Genomic DNA, 23644 nt, shown 5'->3' on the forward strand with positions numbered 1-23644 from the left:
ATATGCGCCCTTTCTTGTTTCTGTATTCTGAGAAGAATTACAGAATTTCCAGCAGCTCAACTTCAAAGATAAGCGCGCTGTATGGAGGGATGGAAGCACCCGCACCACGTTCGCCGTAAGCCAGGTTATGAGGGATGTACAACTCCCATTTAGAACCGACTGGCATCAGGGTCAGTGCTTCGATCCAGCCTGCGATCACGCCGTTAACCGGGAATTCAGCCGGTTCGCCACGTTGAACTGAACTGTCGAACACAGTACCGTCGATCAGTTTACCGGTGTAGTGAACGCGTACACGGTCCTGACGGCCCGGGATGGTGCCTTCGCCCTGAGTGATAACAGAGAATTGCAGACCAGACTCGGTGCTGCTCACGCCTTCGCGCTGTGCATTTGCAGCCAGGAATTCCTGACCCTGAACAGCCAGAGCTTCCTGACGTTCACGACGGACAGCATCAGCACGTTCGTGGACTTCACGCAGTGCGCGGTGAACCACATCAACAGGAACGGCTGGCGTATTCCCTTCCAGCGCGTCGCGTAAGCCTGCCAGCAGTGCGTCAGGCTCTAAGCCCTGCAAACCTGATTCCTGCAACTGTTGACCGACCTGCAGGCCGATACCGTAACTTGCCTGCGCTTCTACGCTGTCAAATGAAGGGGTAGTCATGAAATTTCCTTAGCTCTTAAAAATGTCGAAGGCGCAGCATAGCAGCGCAAGGCTTTTGGGTAAAATCCTCTGTGAGGCAACATGACGGCAGGCGCAGTTCCTTTCCCTTTTCGGGAAATTTTTCGCATTTGACGCCATTTAGCACATCGTTTGGGTGATATTTGTGCTTTGTCCCTTTCCGCATCAAGCAGTTAAACAGCTATACTAGGCAGCAACAGCCAGTAGAAATTGCGACAGTTAACAAGAGAGGTCGTCATGGGCAGAATCCCGCCCAGGAGAAGGAAAGCCATCCGTATTTATCAACCCATGTTGAGATCCTGGATTGCCATTATGAAAAGGCCATTGCGAGACACGTCAGCACAGAGCGAAAGTGAAAGCGACATTCAGGACAGCGTCACCGCTGAAACTGAAAAGCCGGCGGTCAGCCGGGGCAAAACACTGCTCAATAAAATCTGGCATCTGAGCGACGATTTCCACTGGATGTCGCCACTGCCTTATGCGCATCGCCGCGGCATTATTCTTGCGGTACTGGTGATCCTTCTGGCACTGCTGTGGCCTTATACGCCTGAAAATACCTATGCGCCTGCGCAGCCGCAACAACCGACCAGCATTCCGATGCAGGCTGATTTGCGTAACGATCAGGGTCGCACCACCCAGATGGCACAGCCGGATCCTGTTTCGCCGCAAAGTAATGACAACAGCGGCGCATGGCGCAGTTATCAGGTGCAATCCGGTCAGACGCTGGCGCAGTTATTCCGCGATAACAATATGGCGATCAATGATGTGTTCTCGATGGCAAGGGTTGAAGGCGCAGAAAAACCGCTGAGTACCCTGAAGACCGGGCAGGAAGTGAAAATTCAACGTGATGCGCAAGGGGTTGTCACTGCTTTGCAGGTGACGACAGATCAGAATGTTACGGTGACATTTACCCGTCAGCCGGACGGCAGTTTCCAGCGCAGTAACTGATCCCGATTTTCAGACGATACCTTTCCGCTTTCCCAAACGCAGAAAAGCAAAACGCCGGCGCATGGCCGGCGTTTCACAGGTTAACTTCAGCGCTATTACGCTTCAGCAACCACAACTACGTTCAGTTTAGCGAATACGTCGCTGTGTACCTGGAACTCAACTTCGTGTTCACCAGTGGTACGCAGAACGCCATTCGGCAAACGAACTTCGCTTTTAGCAACTTCAACGCCAGCAGCAGTTACTGCATCAGCGATATCGCGAGTACCGATAGAGCCGAACAGTTTGCCTTCGTCGCCTGATTTAGACGCGATGGTTACTGAACCCAGTTCGTTGATTTTAGTTGCGCGAGCTTCAGCAGCGTTCAGAACGTCAGCCAGTTTGGCTTCCAGTTCTGCACGACGTGCTTCGAAGAACTCAACGTTTTTCTTGGTAGCAGGAACAGCTTTGCCCTGTGGTACCAGGAAGTTACGAGCGTAGCCCGCTTTAACGTTAACTTGATCACCCAGGCTGCCCAGGTTTGCTACTTTATCAAGCAGAATAACTTGCATTACTTTATCCTCTCAAAGTCGTTAATAGACAGTGCCGATTACTGATGACGATCAGTGTATGGCAACAATGAAAGGTAGCGAGCGCGCTTGATGCAACGAGCGAGCTGACGCTGGTATTTTGCACGAGTACCGGTAATACGGCTCGGGACAATTTTACCGCTTTCGGTAATGTAGTTTTTCAGTGTAGCGATGTCTTTGTAATCAATCTCTACAACGCCTTCCGCGGTGAAACGGCAGAACTTGCGACGACGGAAATAACGTGCCATTAGGCTAGTCTCCAGTATCTATCAAATCAATCTGCTCGGCATGTAACACCACTTTATTCAGTCCATTACGCCCTTGATGGCAGCTAATGAATCCGGTAACAGTGAGTTGCGTGCCGACCGTTAAACTGTGAGTTAATGCTTGTGACGCTTGTCCACTGACAACCACGGGCATTCTGCACCATGCTTGTCGGTTAAATCCGGCTTCCTGCTGCGAGGATTTGTGTTCTAGCACAAACTGGCAGTGTGGAATGCCCGAAGGACTGACTTTACGAATGGGGGTCTTGCACACTGTGCCGGACAACACCAGACGATTCGCCGTCACGGCAATTACTCTTCAGAATCCCCAGCTTCAGCATCATCGTTAGCTTCAGCAAAATCTTCGCGGCGATCACGGCGCTCGTCTTTAGCTTTAACCATTGGAGATGCTTCAGTTACCGCGTGTTTAGTACGCATAACCATGCTACGGATAACGGCGTCGTTGAAGCGGAAGTTAGTTTCCAGCTCATCGATCGCTTCCTGCGGAGCTTCAACGTTCAGCAGAACGTAGTGAGCTTTGTGCAGTTTGTTGATCGGGTAAGCCAGTTGACGGCGGCCCCAGTCTTCCAGACGGTGAATCTGACCAGCAGCGTTAGTGATTACTGCACTGTAACGCTCGATCATGCCCGGAACCTGTTCGCTTTGGTCAGGGTGAACCATAAAAACGATTTCGTAATGACGCATCGAATTGCTCCTTACGGATTATTCAGCCTCCTGTCAGGGTCAACCGCGGCCCATGGAAGCAAGGAACGTGTTTGTGTGCGGTCGAAAAAATGACGCGCAATTATATGTACAGCCTGTGGGAAACTCAAGGAGAAAGGCAGATTAATTTCTCTACAGCTTCGCCGCGAAGAATGCCGTAGCTTCTGCCAGCGCATGAACCGAGACTTTATGCTTCGCGCCCGCTTCAGAAATAAAGGTCAGATTGGCATCCGCGCCGCTTTCTGACAGTTCCTGCCGCAACCGCTGGCTTTCAGCAAAGGGGACGACATCATCTTCTTCGCCATGCCAGACAAATAACGGAACATCGGCGATTAACGCCGCTTTTCCGCCGATATCCAGACTGAGTAAAGGGGCGACTTCGCGCTCAAACACGTCGCGTGATACGATGTCCCCGGCGTTGTAAGCAGGGAAAAGATGGTGCGATAGACGGGTGAAATAACCTGAACCCATCAGGTTCGCCGCCACTTTCACCCACGGGAATTTCATCAGCGCCGCCATGGTGGTCATTCCGCCCATCGAGACACCGCCGACGCCTAAACGCTGCGGATCTGCCAGACCGCGTCCGACAAACACATCTTTCAGTATTGCCAGCTCATCGATGTTGTTTTGCAAAATGCCCCAGAAATTCGCCACGGTTCGGGCCTCATCTTTTTCTGCGCGGGCACCATGCATTAAGGCATCAGGCAAGATCACGCGAAAACCCGCTTTTGCCAGCGTGTAACCGAAATAGGAATAAATTTCTTTGGATGACAAAAAACCGTGATAGAAAAAAATCGTCGGGAGCTGTTGCTGATACTGCCCGGCGGGTACTGCGTGGATCACCTGGATCCCCTCAACAGTTTCTTCGTACATCTCTACCATCGTGAATTCCCCTGCGCATTTAGAAAAATATATGGCGTTACTGTGCTCTGACATTCTACGGGTCTGCAAACCGGCAACCACTCCCTTTTTCGTATAATTTATAACCCGTTATGTTTAATTCTGATTTTCAGGACCACTGGCCTTAATTCAAATTCATAGATTCAATATTATTTCATTGATTCAAATCAATTTTTATTGAAATAACCAGTTACATTTGATCATTAATCCTTTCCTGTTTTTCGCCGTTAGTGCGCTATCAGAAGCTAACGGAAAAATTTAATGAAAACGTCATCAAAACGCGCCTTTCGCCGCTGGAGCATTGGCGCAAAACTGGCCAGCATCGCCTCTTTACTGGTCGGCTCGTTATTTATTATTTTCACTTTGTCACTGACTCACTCCGCCGGAAGGCAGGTGAATACACTTGCCGTCAACGCCATTTCTGAGCAGGTCACCGGTGTGGTGGACATGATTGAAATGTACAACGCCAGCCTGAATGCCGAAGTGGACAGCTACACACGCTTGTTCAGCCATTTCCTGCCGTCAGATTTCGAGCTGGATACCACCAATCCGGTAATGGTCGGTGAACAATCTGCGCCGGTCATTAAAGCCGGCGGGTTGCCGCTGAATCTCGACAGCAAAATTCCCGATGACTTTCTGGCCCGCACCGGCGCAATTTCCACCGTGTTTGCACGCCGCGGCGATGACTTTATCCGCGTGACGACTTCGCTGAAAAAACAAGACGGCAACCGCGCGATCGGCACCTTGCTCGACAATACCAGTCCCGCTTATGCGCAAATTATGGCAGGACAATCTTTCAGCGGGCTGGCAACGCTGTTTGGCAAAAAATACATCACCAAATATGAGCCGGTGCGCGATGCGCAGGGCAGCGTCATTGGGATTTTGTTCGTGGGTGTGGATATCACGCAGGAATACGCCGACATGCGCCAGAAAATCCTGTCCAAACGCATTGGCGAGAAAGGCTATTTCTTTGTGCTCAACAGCGCACCCGGTAAAGATCTCGGTAAATATCTGGTGCATTCCACTGATGAAGGAAAAACGCCAGCGTGGCCTGAAGGCGAACTGCAACAGGTGATGGCGCAGCCGAAAGGCCAGCGTGAGTACACAGACACGGCCACTCATCACCAGCAATTTATGGTCTACGCGAATGTTCCCGCGTGGCACTGGGTCGTGGTCGGCAGCACGGATAAAGACAGCCTGATGGAGCAGGTGAACAGTACGCGTAATCACTTCCTGCTGATCAGCCTGCTGGCGCTGGCCTGTTTCGCCGCGCTATTTATCTGGCTGACGCGCAAACTGGTCAGCCGCCCGCTCAGCGACGTCGTGAGTATCGCGCAGCAATATGCCAGCGGCGACCTGCGCGCGCGGGCACAAACGCAACGCGTGGATGAAATTGGCGCGCTGATGCACGCCATCGACGGCATCGGCCACGGCCTGGAAAAAATTGTCGGCGAGGTACGGCAGGTTTCGTCTGAAATCATGCTCAACACGCAAGGACTGGCGCACGACAGCGAGCAGATCAATCAGCAGATCGGCACGCAGGCCAGCAGTCTGGAAGAAACGTCCGCCAGCATGGAGCAGATCACCGCTACTGTGCAGAATACGGCGGATAACGCCACGCAGGCGACTCAGCTGGTGCAGCAGACCGACCAAGCCGCCACCGTTGGCGCTGATGCGGTGAATCAGTCGGTTGAAAGCATGGAGGCCATTAAGCACGCCTCAACGCGCATCGCGGATATCACCACCGTTATCGAAGGCATCGCCTTCCAGACCAATATTCTGGCACTTAACGCCGCCGTAGAAGCCGCCAGAGCCGGTGAACACGGTCGTGGTTTTGCGGTAGTCGCCTCGGAAGTCCGGGCACTGGCGCAGCGCAGTTCTAATGCGGTTAAAGAGATTGAAAATCTGGTCGCCGATTCCCTGAGCAAAGTCGAAGACGGGCATCAGAGTGCTGCTAAAACGCAGGCGAATATGAGCAATATATTGCAGGGGATCCGTCAGGTGAAAGTGCTGATGAGCGATATTGATGTGGCGTCGCACGAACAATCCTCCGGCATTTCGCAGGTGAATATCGCCATTATGCAGATTGGCAAAGCAACGCAGGAAAACGCCACTCTGGTCGAAAACTCACAGCAGACTGCCGCGGCGCTCAGCGAACAAGGGCGACATCTCTCAAAACTGGTCAGCGTCTTTAAAATTTCCGAGCGATAGAATGCGGTTCGCGCGTCAATAAACACCGCGCGGACTCGCCAGCAGACCGGTGAAAGGGCTACACTTCAGGGTATCGCCCTTTTACCGGATATCACGATGAAATCCCTCCGAATCTCCGCTGCGTTGCTGTTACTCGTTGCGTTAAGCGGTTGCAGTAATCTGATGCATACCACGCCGGTTCCTCCGCCCGCCGTGACAGCCAAAGCGCAGGAAATTACCCGTGCGCAGACGTCAACACTCACGAAAATTGGCAGCATCACGGTGGATGTGATTGGCAGCCCGATGGATGCAGAAGCAGAAGTTCAGCGTCGCGCTGATGCTGCAGGGGCGCATTACTACGTGATCATGTTTAACAGCGAAACCATTATTCCCGGCCGCTGGTACTCACAGGCCACACTCTACCGCTGATTATTCAGCGCCGATCGCGCGGTTAAGCAACAGCTGGCACAAACGTTCCGGCAACAGCGTTTCGCCGCGCGGATCGAGCACCATTCTGCACCAGGCGTCTGCCACCGGTGGCGAAGCAAATTCCAGCATCTGTGTTGCCGTCATCAGGTTGAACAACTGACCTGTCAGCCAGCGTCCGTGCGCTTCTTCCGCTGTACGCAGACGTTGTAAAAACTGACGGGAAGCGCGGTCGAATATGCGGTTTTGGCCGCGCGCCTGATACAAAATCTGTTGCAGCATTTCTCCGCTGGCGGGCAGTTTTTTGAACGTGCGCAGCACATCCAGACACATCACATTCCCCGAGCCTTCCCAGATGCTGTTGACGGGCATTTCACGATACAAACGCGGCAGCTCGCTGTCTTCGCAATATCCAATCCCGCCCAGCACTTCCATCGCCTCAGACACAAACGGCATTCCCTGACGGCACACTTCAAATTTGGCGGCAGGTGTCATCAACCGGCACAGCAACTGTTCTGCCGGATTATCCTGCGCGCCAGACGCCGCAGCCAGACGCATCAGCAACATCGTCTGCCCTTCCAGCAGCAGCGCCATCCGGCTCAGCGTCTGACGCATCAGCGGTTGTTCGATAAGAGGTTTACCAAAAACCTGCCGCTGGAAGGCGTGGTAAAGCGCTACCGACAACGCCCGGCGCATCATGGCATGGCTGCCCAGCGCGCAGTCAAAGCGCGTATGACCGCCCATTTTCAGGATATGGCGGATGCCCTCGCCCTCTTCGCCCAGCAGCCAGCCGGTGGCATTCTGAAACTCCCCTTCGCTGCTGGCGTTCGAACGGTTACCCAGTTTGTCTTTCAGCCGCTCAATGCGGATCGCATTGCGTGTTCCGTCTGGCAAAACTCTCGGCATAAAGAAACAGGAAAGTCCGCCATCAGTCTGCGCCAGCACCAGATGCGCGTCGCTTTGCGGCACAGAGAAAAACCATTTATGGCCGACCAGATGATAAGGCTTTCCGCCGCCGCGCCCCTCGAGCGCCATCGCCCGCGTGGTATTGCTGAGGACATCAGAGCCGCCCTGCTTCTCGGTCATGCCCATGCCGATCAGCACGCCTTTCTTCTGGTCGCCGGATTGCAGATGCGGATCATAACGATCGGATAACAGCGGTTTCAGCCAGCCGCTGAATTCCGGCGGCAGCGTTTTTTGCAGCAACGGGATCGCGCCGAATGTCATGGTCACCGGGCATAACGTTCCCGCTTCAACCTGACCGTGAAGAATAAATCGCGCTGCACGGGCTACTGCCGAACCGATACGCGCATCTTCCTGCCACGGCAAATTATGCACACGGTTGGCGATCAGCCCCTGCATCAGCAGATGCCAGGCGGGATGAAAACGAACGTCGTCCAGACGCTCACCGCAGGAGTCATAACGTAAAAGCTCCGGTGGATTGGTATTCGCCAGCCTCCCCAGCTCCAGCGATTCCGCAGAGCCTAACTGCTGCCCGAGCGACGCCAGCACGTCAGCATCCCATCCCGCCTGCTGACGGGAAACCGCTTCGCGCAGCGGTGTATCGGAAAGGAATAAGTTACTGTTACTCAGTGGCTTGGGTTGATTAAAAACCCGATGTGTTTCCCAGTTCATCGCCTGCTCCCTGTTAAAAGGATATGGCCTAAGTATGGTAAAAATCGGGGAATTAACAGGCAGACAGATCACAAAGGCAGAAATGCAAACGGGAGCCCAAAGGCTCCCGTTTAATCAACAGCTGAGAAAGCAGAAATCAGCTTTCCTTCAGACCACGCTGGCGTACCGCTTCAAACAGGCAAACGCCGGTCGCGACGGAAACGTTCAGGGAAGAGACGCTGCCCGCCATCGGGATGCTGATCAGCTCGTCGCAATGTTCGCGGGTCAGACGGCGCATACCTTCGCCCTCTGCGCCCATCACCAGCGCCATCGGGCCGGTCATTTTGCTCTGGAACAGATCGTGATCGGCTTCACCGGCGGTACCGACGATCCAGACATTGTGTTCCTGCAACACGCGCAAGGTACGCGCCAGATTGGTCACGTTGATCAACGGCACGTTTTCAGCTGCGCCGCTGGCGACTTTTTTGGCGGTCGCATTCAGTTTGGCAGAACGGTCGCGCGGGACGATTACCGCGTGAACACCGGCTGCATCCGCAGTACGCAGACAAGCGCCCAGGTTATGCGGATCGGTGACGCCGTCCAGAACCAGCAGGAACGGACAATCGAGGCTTTCCAGCAATGCAGGCAGGTCGTTTTCCTGATACTGACGACCTTCACGCACGCGCGCAATAATGCCCTGATGCACGGCGCCTTCGGATTTATCATCCAGCCACTGACGGCTCGCCACCTGGATCACAATACCGCTGGCTTCCAGCTCGTCGATCAGCGGTTTCAGGCGTTTATCGTCGCGACCTTTCAGGATGAAGACTTCCAGAAAGCGTTGCGGATCGTTATCGAGTAAGGCTTTAACGGAATGGATACCGTAGATAATTTCGCTCATGATGCTCTTTAAAATAGACTTGCGGACAGCAAGCTGTCCGCAAGTTAACAGGGATTGCGGGCGATTCTATCATACCCTTCATCATTCATGCTGCAGATGCGTTGGCGGCACTCAGTCACCCGAATCACTTACCTGAGTAAGCTCATCGGGATTCCTTCGTTTGCCGCCTTCCTGCAACCTGAATGCTTTCGGGTAGAATACCAGCCCGTCTGACTTAGCTTTCTGCTGACTTTTTCTTCGCGCGTTTGGCTCTGGTGGCCGCAGCAATTTTTGCTGTTTTATCAGAAGGCTTTTTAGCTTTCTTCGGCTTACCGTCTTTACCGACCGCGCTTACCGCTTTCTCTTTCTTCGGCTTGGCGGGTTTCGCGTCATCTTTGCGGAAGGCGCTGTCCGGCTCGAAGTTCACGTTTTTCTTACCGGTGCGACGACGGCCGGCGTTGGCCGGTGCTGCGGAACGCATAGAACGCTCGCCGCTTTTTTTAGCGCGATCACGTGCGGTTTTGCCTTCACCACGCGCTTTGCGGGTGCTGGAAACCAGCGCGAAATCGATTTTACGCTCGTCCATATGCACGGCTTCAACACGGATTTCGACGGTATCGCCGAGGCGGTAAACGGCACCGGAAGACTCGCCGACCAGACGCTGGCCGATGTTATCGTAACGGTAGTAATCGTTGTCGAGCGAGGACACATGCACCAGTCCGTCGATGAACAGATCGTTGAGGCGCACGAAGAAGCCGAAGCCGGTCACGCTGGCGATGATGCCGGTGAAGACTTCACCCACGTGATCCTGCATAAAGTCACATTTCAGCCAGTCCGCCACGTTACGGGTCGCTTCGTCCGCACGGCGTTCTGCCATTGAACAATGCTCGCCTAACTGCAACATGTCTTCGTAATCACTGTGCCAGCCGCCGGTTGGCGTCCAGCGATCTTTCAGCGTGCCGTGCTCTTTCGCCAGCAGGTACTTGATCGCACGGTGCAGCGCCAGATCCGGATAACGACGGATTGGTGAAGTGAAGTGTCCGTAAGATTGTAACGCCAGACCAAAGTGGCCACGGTTTTCCGGATCGTAAATCGCCTGTTTCATCGAACGCAGCAACATGGTTTGCAGCATTTCGCGGTCAGGACGATCGGCCAGTTCATCCATGATCTGAGCGTAATCTTTCGGCTCAGGTTTCATGCCACCGCCCATCACCAGACCCAGTTCGCCCAGCACGCTTTTCAGCGCAGAAATATGGTCATCACTTGGACGGTCATGCACACGGAACAGCGCCGGTTCATTATGTTTTTCAACAAAACGCGCCGCAGCAATGTTCGCCAGGATCATGCATTCTTCAATCAGTTTGTGGGCGTCGTTACGCACGGTCGGTTCGACACGTTCGATACGGCGCTCGGCATTGAAGATAAATTTAGCTTCTTCGGTTTCGAACGCGATACCACCACGTTCTGCACGCGCCTGATCCAGCACTTTGTACATAGTGTGCAGTTCAAGCAAATGCTTAACCAGCGGCGAATACTGCTCGCGCAGTTCCGGATCGCCTTCGATGATGCGCCAGACTTTGTTGTACGTCAGACGTGCGTAGGAGCTCATCACCGCTTCGTAGAATTTAGAGCTGGTCAGCTTGCCCTGCGCGGAGATAGTCATCTCACAGACCATACACAGGCGGTCTACCTGCGGGTTCAGGGAACACAGGCCATTAGACAGCACTTCCGGCAGCATCGGGACAACCTGCGACGGGAAGTAAACGGACGTTGCGCGGCTGCGTGCTTCATCGTCCAGCGCGGTGCCGTGACGGACGTAATAGCTCACATCGGCGATGGCGACCCACAGGCGCCAGCCACCGCCGCGTTTTTTCTCGCAGTACACGGCGTCATCGAAGTCACGCGCGTCTTCACCGTCAATGGTAACCAGCGGCAGGCTGCGTAAATCGACACGGCCTTTTTTCGCTTCTTCCGGCACCTGTTCGCTCAGATCTTCGACCTGTTTCAGAACCTGTGGCGGCCAGACGTGCGGAATTTCATGGGTGCGCAGCGCGATATCCACCGCCATGCTGGTACCCATTTTATCGCCGAGGACTTCAACGATTTTACCCACCGCTTTGGTCCGGCGGGTCGGACGCTGAGTCAGTTCAACAACAACCATATAGCCCATGCGCGCACCGTTAATGGCGTCGGCCGGGATCAGGATGTCAAAGCTCAGACGACTGTCGTCAGGCACCACAAAACCGGCACCGGCATCAGTAAAGTAACGGCCAACAATCTGGCTGGTTTTCGGCACCAGAACACGCACAATGCGCGCTTCACGGCGGCCTTTACGGTCGGTGCCGACCGGCTGTGCCAGAACCACGTCGCCGTGGATGCACATTTTCATTTGTTCAGCAGAAAGATACACATCGTCTTTCTTCACGCCTTCAAGGCGCAGGAATCCGTAACCATCGCGATGGCCGATAACCGTGCCTTTCAGCAAGTCCAGACGCTCCGGCAGCGCGTAGCACTGACGGCGGGTGAAGACTAACTGGCCATCACGTTCCATCGCGCGCAGACGACGGCGCAGGGCTTCCAGCGCTTCTTCTCCGGACAGATTCAGTTCGTTACCGATTTCTTCCCGGCTGGCTGGGGTTTCACGTTTCGCGAGATGTTCCAGAATGAATTCACGGCTGGGAATAGGTGATTCGTATTTTTCTGCTTCTCGTTCCAGGAATGGATCTTGTGACATAGCGGTTCCTCCGTTGTCATCAGCAGTTTGTTGAGAGTCTTTCATTCAACAAGCAATAATTTGTAGAGCGTTGAGTTGTCTTTGACCATATCGGCCAGAGTGTACTGATTCAGCTCATCAAGAAAATGTTCTACAGCAGTGTGCAGGACTTGTTTTAGCCGGCATGCAGGCGTGATATGACAAAAGTCGCTGGCACAATTGACCAGCGAAAGAGGTTCCAGTTCGCGCACCACGTCGCCAATGCGAATGGTCTCTGCGGGCTTGCCCAGTTTGATCCCTCCGTTCTTTCCGCGAACGGCAGTCACCAGGCCAGCACGGCTCAACTGATTAATGATTTTCACCATGTGGTTGCGCGATACACCGTAAACCTCGGTGACCTGCGAAATATTGGTCATCTGATCATCCGGCAACGAAGCCATATAAATCAACGCTCTCAAACCATAATCAGTAAAACTCGTTAACTGCACACATACCTCTGGGTAGCTATTACCCGGTCTTTCCACGTCAGCCATGCCAACAGGGTGAAGATGATTGTTTATTATGACACTTTGATGATAAACCAGCCGCGAACTTTGCAGCTAATCATTTAGATAGTGGATGGTTTATGGAAAGTACACAAGAGAAGGGATTCACAAAAAAATAAACCGGGCAGTTTTGCCCGGTTAGACGTTTTTACGCAATCAGCTCAGGCTGTTATGCGTCAAACGGGTCGCGCAGGATCATGGTTTCGCTACGATCCGGGCCAGTAGAGATAATATCGACCGGCACTTCTGTCAGCTCTTCAATACGCTTGATGTAGTTCAACGCTGCCTGTGGCAGGTTTTCTACTTCTTTCACGCCGAAGGTGGTTTCGGTCCAGCCAGGCATGATTTCGTAAATTGGCTCGATACCTTCCCAGCCTTCAGCAGCCAGCGGAGTGGTGGTCATTTCGCGGCCATCAGGCATACGGTAACCGACACACAGCTTCACTTCTTTCAGACCGTCCAGCACGTCCAGTTTGGTCAGACAGAAACCAGACAGGGAGTTGATCTGCACAGAACGACGTACAGCCACGATGTCCAGCCAGCCACAACGACGGCTACGGCCAGTGGTCGCGCCAAACTCGTTACCTTGCTTACGCAGGAACTCGCCAGTTTCGTCGAACAGTTCAGTCGGGAACGGACCTGCACCCACGCGGGTGGAGTAGGCTTTGACGATACCCAGAACATAATCAACATAACGCGGACCAATACCTGAACCGGTAGCGACGCCGCCAGCGGTGGTGTTGGAAGAGGTCACGTACGGATAAGTCCCGTGGTCAATATCCAGAAGCGTGCCTTGCGCGCCTTCGAACATGATCAGGTCGCCACGCTTGCGCGCGCCATCCAGCAGCTCAGACACGTCAACAACCATAGCCGTCAGGATGTCGGCGATAGCCATGACATCATCCAACGTTTTCTGGAAATCAACGGCTTCTACTTTGTAGTAGTTAACCAGCTGGAAGTTATGGTAATCGATGATTTCTTTCAGCTTGATAGCGAAAGTTTCTTTGTTGAAGAGATCGCCTACGCGCAGACCGCGACGGGCAACTTTATCTTCATAAGCCGGGCCGATACCACGACCGGTAGTGCCGATCGCTTTATCGCCACGCGCTTTTTCGCGCGCCATGTCGAGCGCGACATGGTAAGGCAGGATCAGCGGGCAAGCTTCAGACAGTAACAGACGTTCGCGTACAGGGATGCCACGAGCTTCAAGTTCGCCCATTTCTTTCATCAACGCGTCAGGCGCCAGAACAACACCGTTGCCGATGATGCTGGTCACGTTTTCACGCAGAATGCCAGAAGGAATTAAATGAAGAACGGTTTTTTCACCGTTGATAACCAGAGTGTGACCGGCGTTGTGACCGCCCTGATAGCGCACAACATATTTAGCCCGTTCAGTAAGCAGGTCTACGACCTTGCCTTTCCCTTCATCACCCCATTGAGTGCCGAGTACGACGACGTTCTTACCCATCTCAAGAATCACCAGGTTGCTTAAAAAAGGATTCTAACATCTCATTCTGTGCTTTCCAGCACTTTTAGCACACGTTTGCGGGAAAAATTTTAATTGCGTGCTACGCGTCGCAGCAAGACGTGACACCAGGGTTGTAACAAAACCTCAGCCGCCCAGACGACTACGCAACATGTAGTAAATAACGAAGCCTGCCACCACAAGTCCCCCGCCAAAACGCCGTAAAATGTGGTCCGGAAGATTCGCCAGTGAGAGGATCATTTTTCTCCATGTTTTTGGATAAAGCATCGGCCCCAAACCTTCAAGAACCAAAACTAACGCCAGCGCCAGCCAAATTGTCGAATTCATGTTGAGTGTCTCAGTGCTTCCTTTGCGGAAAATTATACCGGTTTCAGAAAAGACAAAAGGCCCGTTAAGGGCCTTTTGGAAATTGCATCAGCAATTATTTGTTCTTTTGATCAGGAGACTTCATGAAGCGGAAGAAATCGCTGTCAGGGCTCAACACCATCACGTCGTTACCGCTCTTGAAGCTGGCCTCGTAAGCACGCAGGCTACGGATGAATGCGTAGAAGTCAGGATCCTGGCTGAATGCATCAGCAAACAGTTTCGCCGCTTCGGCATCACCTTCACCGCGGGTGATACGGGCTGTACGTTCTGCTTCAGCCACAGTACGGGTTCTTTCGTAATCCGCCGCTGCCTGGATCTTGGTCGCCTCTTCTTTACCCTGAGAAATGTGACGCAATGCCACCGCATTACGCTCAGCGCGCATACGATCGTAAATCGCGCTGGACACTTCTTCCGGCAAGTTGATTTGTTTCAGACGGACGTCCACCACTTCAATACCCAGTGCTGCCATGCTGTTCGGGTTGACCGCAGGCTGTTTGCCTTTGGTTTCCTGTTCAACACGTTTTGCCGCAGAGGCAATCGCATCATCAGCTTCTGTGGTCGCTTCAGGTTCATCACCTACGCTACCGGTGTTCAGCGCATCACGCACATCCAGCGTCAGACGGCCACGGGAATCGGTCACGATGTCTTTCACATCAAGACGACCAATTTCAGAACGCAGACGGTCACTGAATTTACGTTTCAGCAGAATTTCTGCCTGAGACACATCACCACCGCCTGTTGCCAGGTAGTAGCGGCTGAAATCACTGATACGCCATTTCAGGTAAGAATCGACGATCAAGTCTTTCTTCTCGCTGGTCACGAAGCGGTCAGCCTGGTTGTCCATGGTCTGAATACGCGCATCGAGCATTTTAATGGATTCCACAAAAGGAACTTTAAAATGCAGGCCCGGCGCATAGACCAGCGGTTTATTATCGCTGTCACGCAGGACTTTACCGAAACGCAGCACGATCCCGCGCTGACCTTCCTGAACGACAAACAGTGAGGCATAAAGCGCCACCAGCACCACAACGACGATAAGTAAAAATGACTTACGCATTGTTATTCTCTCCCTACGCGAAGTGTATCGTCACGCTGTGCGTTTGCACGGCGCTGGTCCATGACACTGCCAGACGAACGGGAACTGCTGGTACCGGCACTGCTTTTGCCATTACTGCTGGTTAAACCCGGAACGGAAGGCAACAAACCTGATTCATCATTTTTGCTGGTGTCATTGGCTGCTGCATTGCCGCCACGCAGCATCTGATCCAGCGGTAATACCATCAGGTTATTCCCTTTGTCACTCACCAGAACTTTACGGGTGTGACTGAGGACTTTTTCCATGGTTTCGATATAAAGACGCTCACGGGTAATTTCCGGCGCGGCTTTATATTCAGGTAACAGTTTGGAGAAACGGGCAACTTCACCCTGTGCTTCCAGAACAGTACGGTCTTTATAGGCTTTTGCGTCTTCCAGTAAGCGCTGTGCTTCACCGTTTGCCAGAGGCTGGATCTGGTTCGCATAAGCTTCTGCTTCACGAATAGACTGTTGCTCTCTTTCACGGGCAGCGATCGCGTTATCGAAGGAAGCTTTCACTTCTTCCGGCGGACGCGCGGTCTGGAAGTTAACGTCCTGAATAGTGATACCCATTTTGTACGGACGAATGGTTTCTTCCAGTACACGTTGGGTATCGCTACGCACCGTGGTACGGCCTTCAGTCAGGATTTTATCCATCGTGTATTTGCCGATTACGCCACGTAATGCGCTGTCCGTTGCCTGGCTCAGGCTGTCGTCAGGATTGGCGACGCTGAACAGATAAGCTTCAGGATCCGTCACGCGGTACTGTACGTTCATTTCAACGCGTACCACGTTTTCGTCAGAGGTCAGCATCACGCCAGACGCAGCAAGTTCACGTACCGATTCTACGTTCACTGCGCGTACCTGGTCGATGAAGGTCGGTTTCCAGTTCAGGCCTGGCTCAACCAGATGGCTGAACTTACCAAAACGGGTCACAACGCCACGTTCGGCTTCTTTAATGGTATAGAAACCTGTTGCAGCCCAGATAACCACCACCGCAGCGACCGCGATGCCGGCAATCCGGGTGCCACTCATTCCATGACCGGAACCGGTTGGCGCACCGTTGTTATTGCTGTTGTTGTTATTGTTGCCTGAACCTTTTCCACCGAAACCACCCAGTTTTTTGCTGAGTTTACGGAAGATATCATCCAGATCAGGTGGCCCCTGATTGCGGCCGCCTTTGTTGTCATTATTTCCACCAGAATTTCCACCAGAGTTGCCGCTATTATTATTGCTGCTGCCCCAGGGGTCGCGGTCCTGTCCGTTATTACCGGGCTGATTCCACGCCATGTTATAGCTCCATTATTCTATGATTGGTGTTCTTCAGGCCAAATCAGACAGGCTCTGGTTGCGGACATAGCTTTCCAGTTCCTGCTCTTGTTTGCAGAGGCGGCGCCAGTCAACGATGGGCATTCGCACCATCAGACCAATACTGCCATCCTCTTCAATCCATTCTTTTTCAATTGCCTGAAGCTGGTAAAAACGGCTACGAAGGCGGCCTGCTTCCGGCGGCAAGCACAATTCATGCTGCGCGATTTCGCCGGAGAGTCGCTCCGTTAATGCCTGAAATAGCAACGGAATGCCTTCACCTGTCACGGCTGAAAGCCAGACTCTGACAGGCAAATTCTCCTCGTTGCGGTCGATACGCGGGACAAAATCATCCAACATATCTATTTTGTTCATCACTAACAGCGCAGGAATTTCATCTGCTTCGATCTCTGCCAGCACCGTATTCACCGCGTCAATATTTTCCTGAGCACGGATGTCCGCTGCATCAATAACATGTAATAACAGAGATGCCTGTCGGGTTTCCTGCAACGTTGCTTTAAAGGCCGCAACCAAATCATGGGGCAGGTGACGAATAAACCCTACGGTGTCCGCCAAAACTGTTTCCCCGACATCTGCGACCATAATACGGCGCAGCGTAGGATCAAGCGTAGCAAACAACTGATTGGCCACATAAACATCGGCCTGAGTAATACGGTTAAAAAGTGTGGATTTCCCGGCGTTGGTATATCCAACCAAAGACACCGTCGGAATATCCGCACGAACGCGTGAACGGCGACCTTGTTCACGCTGCTTAGCCACTTTTTCAAGACGGCTGAGGATTAAAGTGATTCTGTCTCGCAGTAAACGGCGGTCAGTTTCGAGCTGGGTTTCACCCGGACCACGTGCGCCAATACCGCCGCCCTGTCGTTCAAGGTGCGTCCAGCCACGAACCAGTCGGGTAGCAATGTGGCGTAATTGCGCCAGTTCTACTTGTAACTTACCTTCGTGTGTTCGGGCCCGCTGGGCAAAAATATCTAATATCAATCCGGTGCGGTCGACAACGCGACATTCGCATAAGGCTTCCAGGTTTCTTTCCTGGCCGGGAGACAAGGCGTGATCAAACAGGATGACAGAGGCGCCCGTTGCTTTGACGGCATCTGCGATTTCTTGGGCCTTTCCTTCACCGACAAAGTATTTAGGGTGCGGTGCCTTACGGCTCCCGGTGACGACTTGCAACGCCTCTACACCTGCAGAAGAAACCAGCGATTCAAATTCGCTCAGGTCTTCCGTGTCTTTGTCTTGCGAGAAATAGATATGAACCAGTACGGCCTGCTCACCGGCTTCATAACGGTCAAACAAGCTTGCGACCTCTCATTTGGGAAATATTCGCCAGCCGGGGGTGCATAAGCATAATCGGAATACTTATGAACCCCTTCGTGGTTGACCAACGTTGCGCTTTATTCAGCGTCATCGTTTTCCTGCTGCGGCTGTTGCGCAGACGGAGTACTACCTTGGTGATAATTGTTGGTGCTGCCCGAACCTGGATTATTGCTATGGTGTGACACCGGGCGGGAAGGCACTACGGTGGAGATAGCGTGTTTATACACCATCTGGCTTACCGTATTTTTTAACAGAATGACAAACTGGTCAAAAGACTCAATCTGGCCTTGCAGCTTAATACCATTCACCAAGTAAATAGAAACCGGAACACGTTCACGACGCAATGCGTTCAGGAACGGATCTTGCAAAGATTGCCCCTTAGCCATTCTATCTTTTCCTTATTAGTTTGTTGTTTGTAACTTTGAGCCTATCGGCTCGAAAATAAATCACATAAAAAATTTGCGCGCTGAGTACTCATCAATTGTACACAATCACCCAACCTATGCACTAACAACCTGAATTACACGGTTTAAGGCCTCTTCTGGCTTCTCAGAATCGAGCCATTCGACACCCTCCCAACCTCGCAACCAGGTCATCTGACGTTTGGCCAGCTGTCGTGTCGCGCAAACACCACGATAAACCATTTCATCGTAATCGAATTCACCAGACAAATATGACCACATCTGGCGATAGCCTACACAGCGAATAGAAGGCAAATCGGTATGCAAATCGCCCCGAGCTATCAGCGTTCTGACTTCGTCTTCAAAACCATTGGACAACATCTGACTAAAACGTTCCTCGATCCGCGTATGTAATAATTCACGACGGGTCGGGGCAATCGCAAACTGATGAACACGATAGGGCAATGTTTCACCCGAAATTTTAGTCAGTTCCGTTAAAGTTTTACCCGAAATAAAAAAAACTTCCAGTGCTCTGGACAGTCTCTGCGGATCATTCGGATGAATTCGCATTGCCGCCACCGGGTCTATCTCGCGCAGTTGGTCATGAAGTGCTTCCCAACCCTGCTCCGCCGCCTGCTTTTCGATACGTTCACGAACGTCAGGATTAGCAGGGGGCAACGGGGAAAGTCCTTCAAGCAATGCCTTGAAATAAAGCATAGTCCCACCTACCAATAACGGGATCTTATTGCGTGAGGTTATTTCAGCCATTTCGCGTAATGCGTCGCGACGAAAGTCTGCCGCGGAATAAGCCTCGGCCGGATCCAGAATGTCGATCAGACGGTGCGGCGCCTGCGCCAGCTCTTCCGCCGTCGGTTTCGCTGTGCCGATGTCCATCCCACGATAGATTAAAGCCGAGTCCACGCTGACTAACTCAACGGGAAGATGGTTCATCAGCGACATCGCCAGTGCCGTTTTACCGGATGCGGTCGGCCCCATGATAAAGATTGCCGGGGGAAGCGCGTTGTTTTCAGAGTCAGTCATGCTTAAAAGCCGCCAGCGCGGACTGTAAATCAAGAGGTTGCAGAAGTCCGGACGGAGGCGATTTCACCAACTGCGGGCAAAGACGCTCAACATCCGTGAGTAATTGTATGGCTTGTGAAATCGTCCAGACCTCGTGCTCGCAGCCACAGTGGCGGGCAAACCACATGGCTACCGCATCAGAAGTCACCTCCTGCTGAACAGCAAGGTAACCTAACAGATCAGGTATCAACTTTTGTAAATTTTGTTGTCGTAATGGTAAAGGTACCGCGCGAACCGTCACACGATGCGACTCATTGAGCATTTCTAAACCAAAATGCTGCAATAACGTCTGATGCCGCGCCATGACAGCGGCCTCTTCTTTACTGACGTTCAGTTTAAGCGGAATCAAAAGCGGCTGCGGACGTAACCCTTCTTCCGGCGGTGTCAGCTGCGCCCATTTCAGCCAGCGATCGGCCACCGGCAACGACAGCAGCACCAGTTGTTTGCCGCGCTCGAGTAACGCATATTCCGCCGAACAGACCGTCAGCACACGTCCGAAACTCTGGCTGTGTGATTCCAGCGCCGGTTCAGCCAGTGTACGGGCCGCAGAAGCGGCAGACTTAGCGGGCTGTGCCACGACAGGAGCCGGTTCCTGTAAGATGAATGACTCCGGCGCAGGCTGCAATAAACGGCCGTAAGCCTTGCTTTCAGAAGGATTGTAAGCCTGTTCATTGCTGCGAAAAGCCGGTTCCCGGGGCTGGCTGGCACGTGCTGTTTCAGGAAACACATTTTCACGCGGTGGTGATGATTTACGTTCTGCCGGTTGCGAGAAATGATTCCCGCCTGCGGCCTGACGATTTTCCTGCTGCCAGCGTGGTGTATCTTCCTGTAGCTGTGGCTCATCCAGAACCGGCGCGCCCGCCTGCTGCAATACGGACATCACCGCCTGATAAATAAAATCGTGTACCAGCCGCGACTGATGGAAACGCACTTCGTGTTTGGCCGGATGCACATTGACATCCACCTGATGCGGATCGACATCCAGATAAAGCACGTACGCGGGTTGCTGATCGTCTTTCAGCTGATCCTGATAGGCCTGACGGATCGCGTGATTTATCAGACGATCCTTCATCATACGATTATTCACATAACAATATTGCATGTCAGTCAGGTTGCGCGAACCTGCCGGATCCGCCACCCAGCCACGGATCGCCAGGTCACCGTGACTCCATTCCACTTCCAGCGCGTGCTCGACAAATGTCGGGCTGCAAATGCTTGCCAGACGTCGGGAGAACTGCGAAGGGTCTTTGACCGCGCGATACTGGCGAATAAGCTTGCCGTTGTGGCTGAGATTGACGGACACGTCAAAGCGCGCCAGCGCAATCCGGCGGACAACTTCATCAATATGGGTAAATTCGGTTTTCTCGGTGCGCATGAACTTACGGCGGGCGGGCGTGTTGTAGAACAAATCCAGCACTTCGATGGTCGAGCCCTGCGGATGCGCTGCGGGTTTGACTGTGACCGCCATGTCGCGCCCTTCGGCGTAGGCCTGCCAGGCTTCATTTTGCTCAGCCGTTCGTGATGTCAGGATAAGACGCGAAACCGAGCTGATACTCGCCAGCGCTTCGCCGCGGAATCCCAGACTCATGATAGCTTCGAGATCGTCAAGACAGGTGATTTTACTGGTTGCATGACGCGCCAGCGCCAGCGCCAGTTCGTCTTTGCCAATACCACAGCCGTTATCGCGAATGCGGATTAGCTTGGCACCGCCGCGATCGATATCAATATCGATTCGCGTTGCGCCGGCATCAAGGCTGTTTTCCACCAGCTCTTTCACCACGGAAGCCGGCCTTTCGACAACTTCGCCCGCAGCTATCTGGTTAGCAAGTTGCGGCGGCAGTACCTTGATCGGCATAGCGGCTCCTGTGGCTGACGGTGATGAACCGCCTATGACTGTGGAATAGTTAAGGTTTGGCCGAGCTGTACCTCGCCAGACTTCATGTGATTTGCGGTTTTGATGTCATTCATACTGACACCATATTTACTCGCGATTGCCGACAACGTATCACCGCGTTTAACCGTATGTTTCGACGATTTCTTCGACGCTTTTGCCGTTGTACCAGAAGATGTGCGGGTGCCCGCTGGCACTTTCAATCGCTGGCCGACCCAGACACCGTCTTTTTTCAGTTTATTGAGATCACGCAGCGCCGCAGTCGTCGTGCCGTAGCTGTTTGCGATGCCGGTCAGCGTTTCGCCGCGGGTCACTTTATGGATCTGCGTCGCACCGGCTGCACCGGCGGTCACTTCAATCGGTCCCGGCTGATTACTGGCTTTCGCGCTACTGCCGGCCGCCGCTGCTGATGAGGCCAGCAGCGGACGGTTTTCGACCTTTGGGCCGTTTTGTATCGGATGCGACTGGAAATAATTACGCAGACCGATGTGAATGGCCCTCGCAATTTTATCCTGGTACGCGCTGCTGCCCAGCAGCCGCTCCTCAGTTGAGTTACTGATAAAGCCGGTTTCCACCAGCAGGGAAGGAATATCTGGCGAGCGTAATACGCCTAAACTGGCGTGCTCCGGCTTGGCTTTATGCAACGAGCCGACGGAGCGCAGTTCGCGCAGAACACGGGTCGCAACGTCATAGCCGACACGTTGAGAATGACCAAACTGCAAATCGAGCACGGCCTGACTCAGGTAAGGATCGGATGCGGTATTCGCCAGCACGTCACCCGCACCACCTAACAGCTCAGATTGCTTCTCGTGCTGCTCGAGCCAGTTACCCATTTCGCTGTTCGCACGGCGGTTCGATAGTACCCAGACCGATGCGCCACGCGCGCTGCGGCTTGGCGCGGCATCGGCGTGAATGGAAACCAGTACGTTGGCGTTTTTCTTACGCGCCACATCGGAACGTCCCATAACGGAAATAAAGTAATCACCGTCACGGGTTAATACCGGCTGGAACATAGGATCAGCATTCAGAATCGCCTGCAATTTCCGGGCGATGGCAATAGTGACGTTCTTTTCTTTAAGACCGCCCGCACCGATGGCTCCGGGATCCTGTCCGCCGTGACCGGCATCAATCGCGACAATGATTCTGCTGTCGCTGGTGCTGACAGTTGATGAACGCGAGTTATCAGGGGCGACGGAAGTGGAAACCACTTTAGTCTGATCGTTGGTAAACGGATTGGATTTCGACGACGGCGTGACCGTTTTGCCTGCATTTGGCGAAGGCGTATTGGTGGCTGTGACAACCGGCGCAGCACGGCGTGGTGCGGGCGCGGCGGCATTCATGGTCAGCACTACCGTGTACTGGCTGCCGTCTTTTTGTTTCGTCGCGTTGGTTCTGACTTTCTGATTCAGCTCAAACACCAGACGCTGGCTTTGTGCATTCGGCGGCGTACTGGCACGCACACGCGTCACCAGGTTCTGGCCATTAAAATTCAGCGGCAGGCCTTTCATCACGCCGTCCTGACGGATATCCATCACCACACGTTCAGGATTATGCAGCGGGAAAAAGGAGTAATCCGGCGAACCGTCAAACGTAATCGTAATTGTCGACTGCGTCTGGCCATTAGAGACATTGATATTTTTCATACCCGCCGCAAAAACCGGCGACGCCAGCACAGCAAACAACATCAGCGTTGATAACACCAGCGTCGATAACATCCGCGTCGATAATGACATCGCCGCCGACGTAAACAGAGAGGTAAAACGTGAGTTCATCGCGTGATCATCCTTGCTGTTGAACACGATGCAGCAAATTTATACCAGATTCGGAAACCGCCACCAGCTTCGCGGTGCGCCCGGTCTGGGAATAATCCAGCGTCAGTTCTATATCTGATTCGGGTAACACGCCAGCACCCTGCTGCGGCCATTCCACCAGACAAATAGCATCCTGTGCGAAATAGTCGCGGATACCCATAAATTCCAGTTCTTCAGGATCAGCCAGGCGATACAAGTCAAAATGATAGACGGCGATCTTTTCCAGCTGATAAGGCTCAACCAGCGTATAGGTCGGGCTTTTCACATTGCCCTGATGCCCCAATGCCTGAAGAAATCCCCGGCTAAAGGTTGTTTTACCGGCTCCCAGTTCGCCATAAAGATGGATAACCGTAGAGCCCTCGCAGGCTTTCGCCAGTGAAGCACCTAGTTGCAGCGTCGCCGCTTCGTCGGGTAGAGAGATATTAAGTTGATTCATTCAGTG

The 23644-nt window shown here is 53.1% G+C and carries 23 protein-coding genes; 3 read left to right on the forward strand and 20 right to left on the reverse strand.

Annotation, left to right across the window (positions count from 1 at the left end):
* Positions 1-37: 37 nt before the first annotated feature.
* Positions 38-658: a BamJ family beta-barrel-assembly machinery protein gene (gene bamJ, locus CKQ54_RS01055; protein WP_037034256.1), complete on the reverse strand. Its 621-nt coding sequence runs from the start codon at positions 656-658 to the stop codon at positions 38-40.
* A gap of 255 nt (positions 659-913) precedes the next feature.
* Between bamJ and CKQ54_RS01060 the strand changes: the two genes are divergently transcribed.
* Positions 914-1624 carry a LysM-like peptidoglycan-binding domain-containing protein gene (locus tag CKQ54_RS01060; RefSeq protein ID WP_120162415.1) on the forward strand — a complete coding sequence of 237 codons (711 nt, stop codon included), beginning with the start codon at positions 914-916 and terminating at the stop codon, positions 1622-1624.
* A gap of 95 nt (positions 1625-1719) precedes the next feature.
* Here CKQ54_RS01060 and rplI read toward each other — a convergent pair whose 3' ends face one another.
* The 5 genes from rplI to yjfP all read right to left on the reverse strand — a co-directional run bounded on the left by rplI (position 1720) and on the right by yjfP (position 4058).
* Entirely contained in the window at positions 1720-2172 is a 453-nt protein-coding gene (gene rplI / locus CKQ54_RS01065) for a 50S ribosomal protein L9 (RefSeq protein WP_013573778.1), read from the reverse strand.
* A 38-nt stretch (positions 2173-2210) separates the two neighbouring features.
* A complete protein-coding gene (gene rpsR / locus CKQ54_RS01070; protein ID WP_002210155.1) occupies positions 2211-2438 on the reverse strand; it encodes a 30S ribosomal protein S18 in 228 nt (75 codons plus the stop codon).
* Positions 2439-2442: 4 nt separating this feature from the next.
* Entirely contained in the window at positions 2443-2760 is a 318-nt protein-coding gene (gene priB / locus CKQ54_RS01075; protein ID WP_095923688.1) for a primosomal replication protein N, read from the reverse strand.
* A 5-nt stretch (positions 2761-2765) separates the two neighbouring features.
* The gene (rpsF, locus tag CKQ54_RS01080) at positions 2766-3158 is read right to left on the reverse strand and encodes a 30S ribosomal protein S6 (protein ID WP_013573776.1); all 393 of its coding nucleotides are present in this window, start codon (positions 3156-3158) and stop codon (positions 2766-2768) included.
* Between the two features lie 150 nt (positions 3159-3308).
* Positions 3309-4058 (reverse strand): esterase, encoded by a 750-nt coding sequence (yjfP, locus tag CKQ54_RS01085; RefSeq protein ID WP_120162416.1) that lies wholly within the window; start codon positions 4056-4058, stop codon positions 3309-3311.
* Between the two features lie 279 nt (positions 4059-4337).
* Here yjfP and CKQ54_RS01090 point away from each other — a divergent pair, with 279 nt between their 5' ends.
* Together CKQ54_RS01090 and bsmA are read left to right on the forward strand one after the other, a co-directional pair.
* Positions 4338-6287, forward strand: coding sequence for a methyl-accepting chemotaxis protein (locus CKQ54_RS01090; RefSeq protein WP_120162417.1), 1950 nt, complete (start codon positions 4338-4340; stop codon positions 6285-6287).
* Positions 6288-6383: 96 nt separating this feature from the next.
* The gene (gene bsmA, locus CKQ54_RS01095; protein ID WP_113877090.1) at positions 6384-6695 is read left to right on the forward strand and encodes a biofilm peroxide resistance protein BsmA; all 312 of its coding nucleotides are present in this window, start codon (positions 6384-6386) and stop codon (positions 6693-6695) included.
* On the opposite strand, the gene CKQ54_RS01100 is transcribed toward bsmA, so the two are convergent.
* The 14 genes from CKQ54_RS01100 to tsaE all read right to left on the reverse strand — a co-directional run bounded on the left by CKQ54_RS01100 (position 6696) and on the right by tsaE (position 23638).
* Positions 6696-8327 carry an isovaleryl-CoA dehydrogenase gene (locus CKQ54_RS01100; RefSeq protein ID WP_120162418.1) on the reverse strand — a complete coding sequence of 544 codons (1632 nt, stop codon included), beginning with the start codon at positions 8325-8327 and terminating at the stop codon, positions 6696-6698. It abuts the gene before it with no gap.
* A 136-nt stretch (positions 8328-8463) separates the two neighbouring features.
* Positions 8464-9207, reverse strand: a complete 744-nt coding sequence (gene rlmB, locus CKQ54_RS01105; RefSeq protein WP_120162419.1) for a 23S rRNA (guanosine(2251)-2'-O)-methyltransferase RlmB — start codon at positions 9205-9207, stop codon at positions 8464-8466.
* A 214-nt stretch (positions 9208-9421) separates the two neighbouring features.
* Positions 9422-11920 carry a ribonuclease R gene (gene rnr / locus CKQ54_RS01110; RefSeq protein ID WP_120162420.1) on the reverse strand — a complete coding sequence of 833 codons (2499 nt, stop codon included), beginning with the start codon at positions 11918-11920 and terminating at the stop codon, positions 9422-9424.
* Between the two features lie 41 nt (positions 11921-11961).
* Positions 11962-12387, reverse strand: coding sequence for a nitric oxide-sensing transcriptional repressor NsrR (gene nsrR / locus CKQ54_RS01115; protein ID WP_013573769.1), 426 nt, complete (start codon positions 12385-12387; stop codon positions 11962-11964).
* 226 nt (positions 12388-12613) lie between these two features.
* Positions 12614-13912: an adenylosuccinate synthase gene (locus tag CKQ54_RS01120; protein WP_112286826.1), complete on the reverse strand. Its 1299-nt coding sequence runs from the start codon at positions 13910-13912 to the stop codon at positions 12614-12616.
* Between the two features lie 144 nt (positions 13913-14056).
* Positions 14057-14257, reverse strand: a complete 201-nt coding sequence (locus CKQ54_RS01125) for a DUF2065 domain-containing protein (RefSeq protein ID WP_120162421.1) — start codon at positions 14255-14257, stop codon at positions 14057-14059.
* Positions 14258-14351: 94 nt separating this feature from the next.
* Positions 14352-15353: a protease modulator HflC gene (gene hflC, locus CKQ54_RS01130; RefSeq protein WP_112286828.1), complete on the reverse strand. Its 1002-nt coding sequence runs from the start codon at positions 15351-15353 to the stop codon at positions 14352-14354.
* A gap of 2 nt (positions 15354-15355) precedes the next feature.
* Complete coding sequence (gene hflK, locus CKQ54_RS01135; RefSeq protein WP_113877087.1) at positions 15356-16660, reverse strand: FtsH protease activity modulator HflK; 1305 nt, start codon at positions 16658-16660, stop codon at positions 15356-15358.
* A gap of 33 nt (positions 16661-16693) precedes the next feature.
* Positions 16694-17998: a ribosome rescue GTPase HflX gene (hflX, locus tag CKQ54_RS01140; RefSeq protein ID WP_120162422.1), complete on the reverse strand. Its 1305-nt coding sequence runs from the start codon at positions 17996-17998 to the stop codon at positions 16694-16696.
* Between the two features lie 98 nt (positions 17999-18096).
* Positions 18097-18405 (reverse strand): RNA chaperone Hfq, encoded by a 309-nt coding sequence (gene hfq / locus CKQ54_RS01145; protein ID WP_013573763.1) that lies wholly within the window; start codon positions 18403-18405, stop codon positions 18097-18099.
* Between the two features lie 114 nt (positions 18406-18519).
* On the reverse strand, positions 18520-19461 hold the full coding sequence (miaA, locus tag CKQ54_RS01150; RefSeq protein ID WP_120162423.1) for a tRNA (adenosine(37)-N6)-dimethylallyltransferase MiaA: 942 nt from the start codon (positions 19459-19461) through the stop codon (positions 18520-18522).
* Positions 19454-21355, reverse strand: a complete 1902-nt coding sequence (gene mutL, locus CKQ54_RS01155) for a DNA mismatch repair endonuclease MutL (protein WP_120162424.1) — start codon at positions 21353-21355, stop codon at positions 19454-19456. Before mutL ends, miaA begins: the two co-directional genes overlap by 8 nt.
* A 32-nt stretch (positions 21356-21387) precedes the next feature.
* The gene (gene amiB / locus CKQ54_RS01160; protein WP_120162425.1) at positions 21388-23163 is read right to left on the reverse strand and encodes an N-acetylmuramoyl-L-alanine amidase AmiB; all 1776 of its coding nucleotides are present in this window, start codon (positions 23161-23163) and stop codon (positions 21388-21390) included.
* Between the two features lie 7 nt (positions 23164-23170).
* A complete protein-coding gene (gene tsaE / locus CKQ54_RS01165) occupies positions 23171-23638 on the reverse strand; it encodes a tRNA (adenosine(37)-N6)-threonylcarbamoyltransferase complex ATPase subunit type 1 TsaE (RefSeq protein WP_120162426.1) in 468 nt (155 codons plus the stop codon).
* Between the last annotated feature and the right edge of the window lie 6 nt (positions 23639-23644).

The sequence above is a fragment of the Rahnella variigena genome (genome assembly GCF_003610915.1).
GTDB classification, from domain to species: Bacteria; Pseudomonadota; Gammaproteobacteria; order Enterobacterales; family Enterobacteriaceae; genus Rahnella; species Rahnella variigena.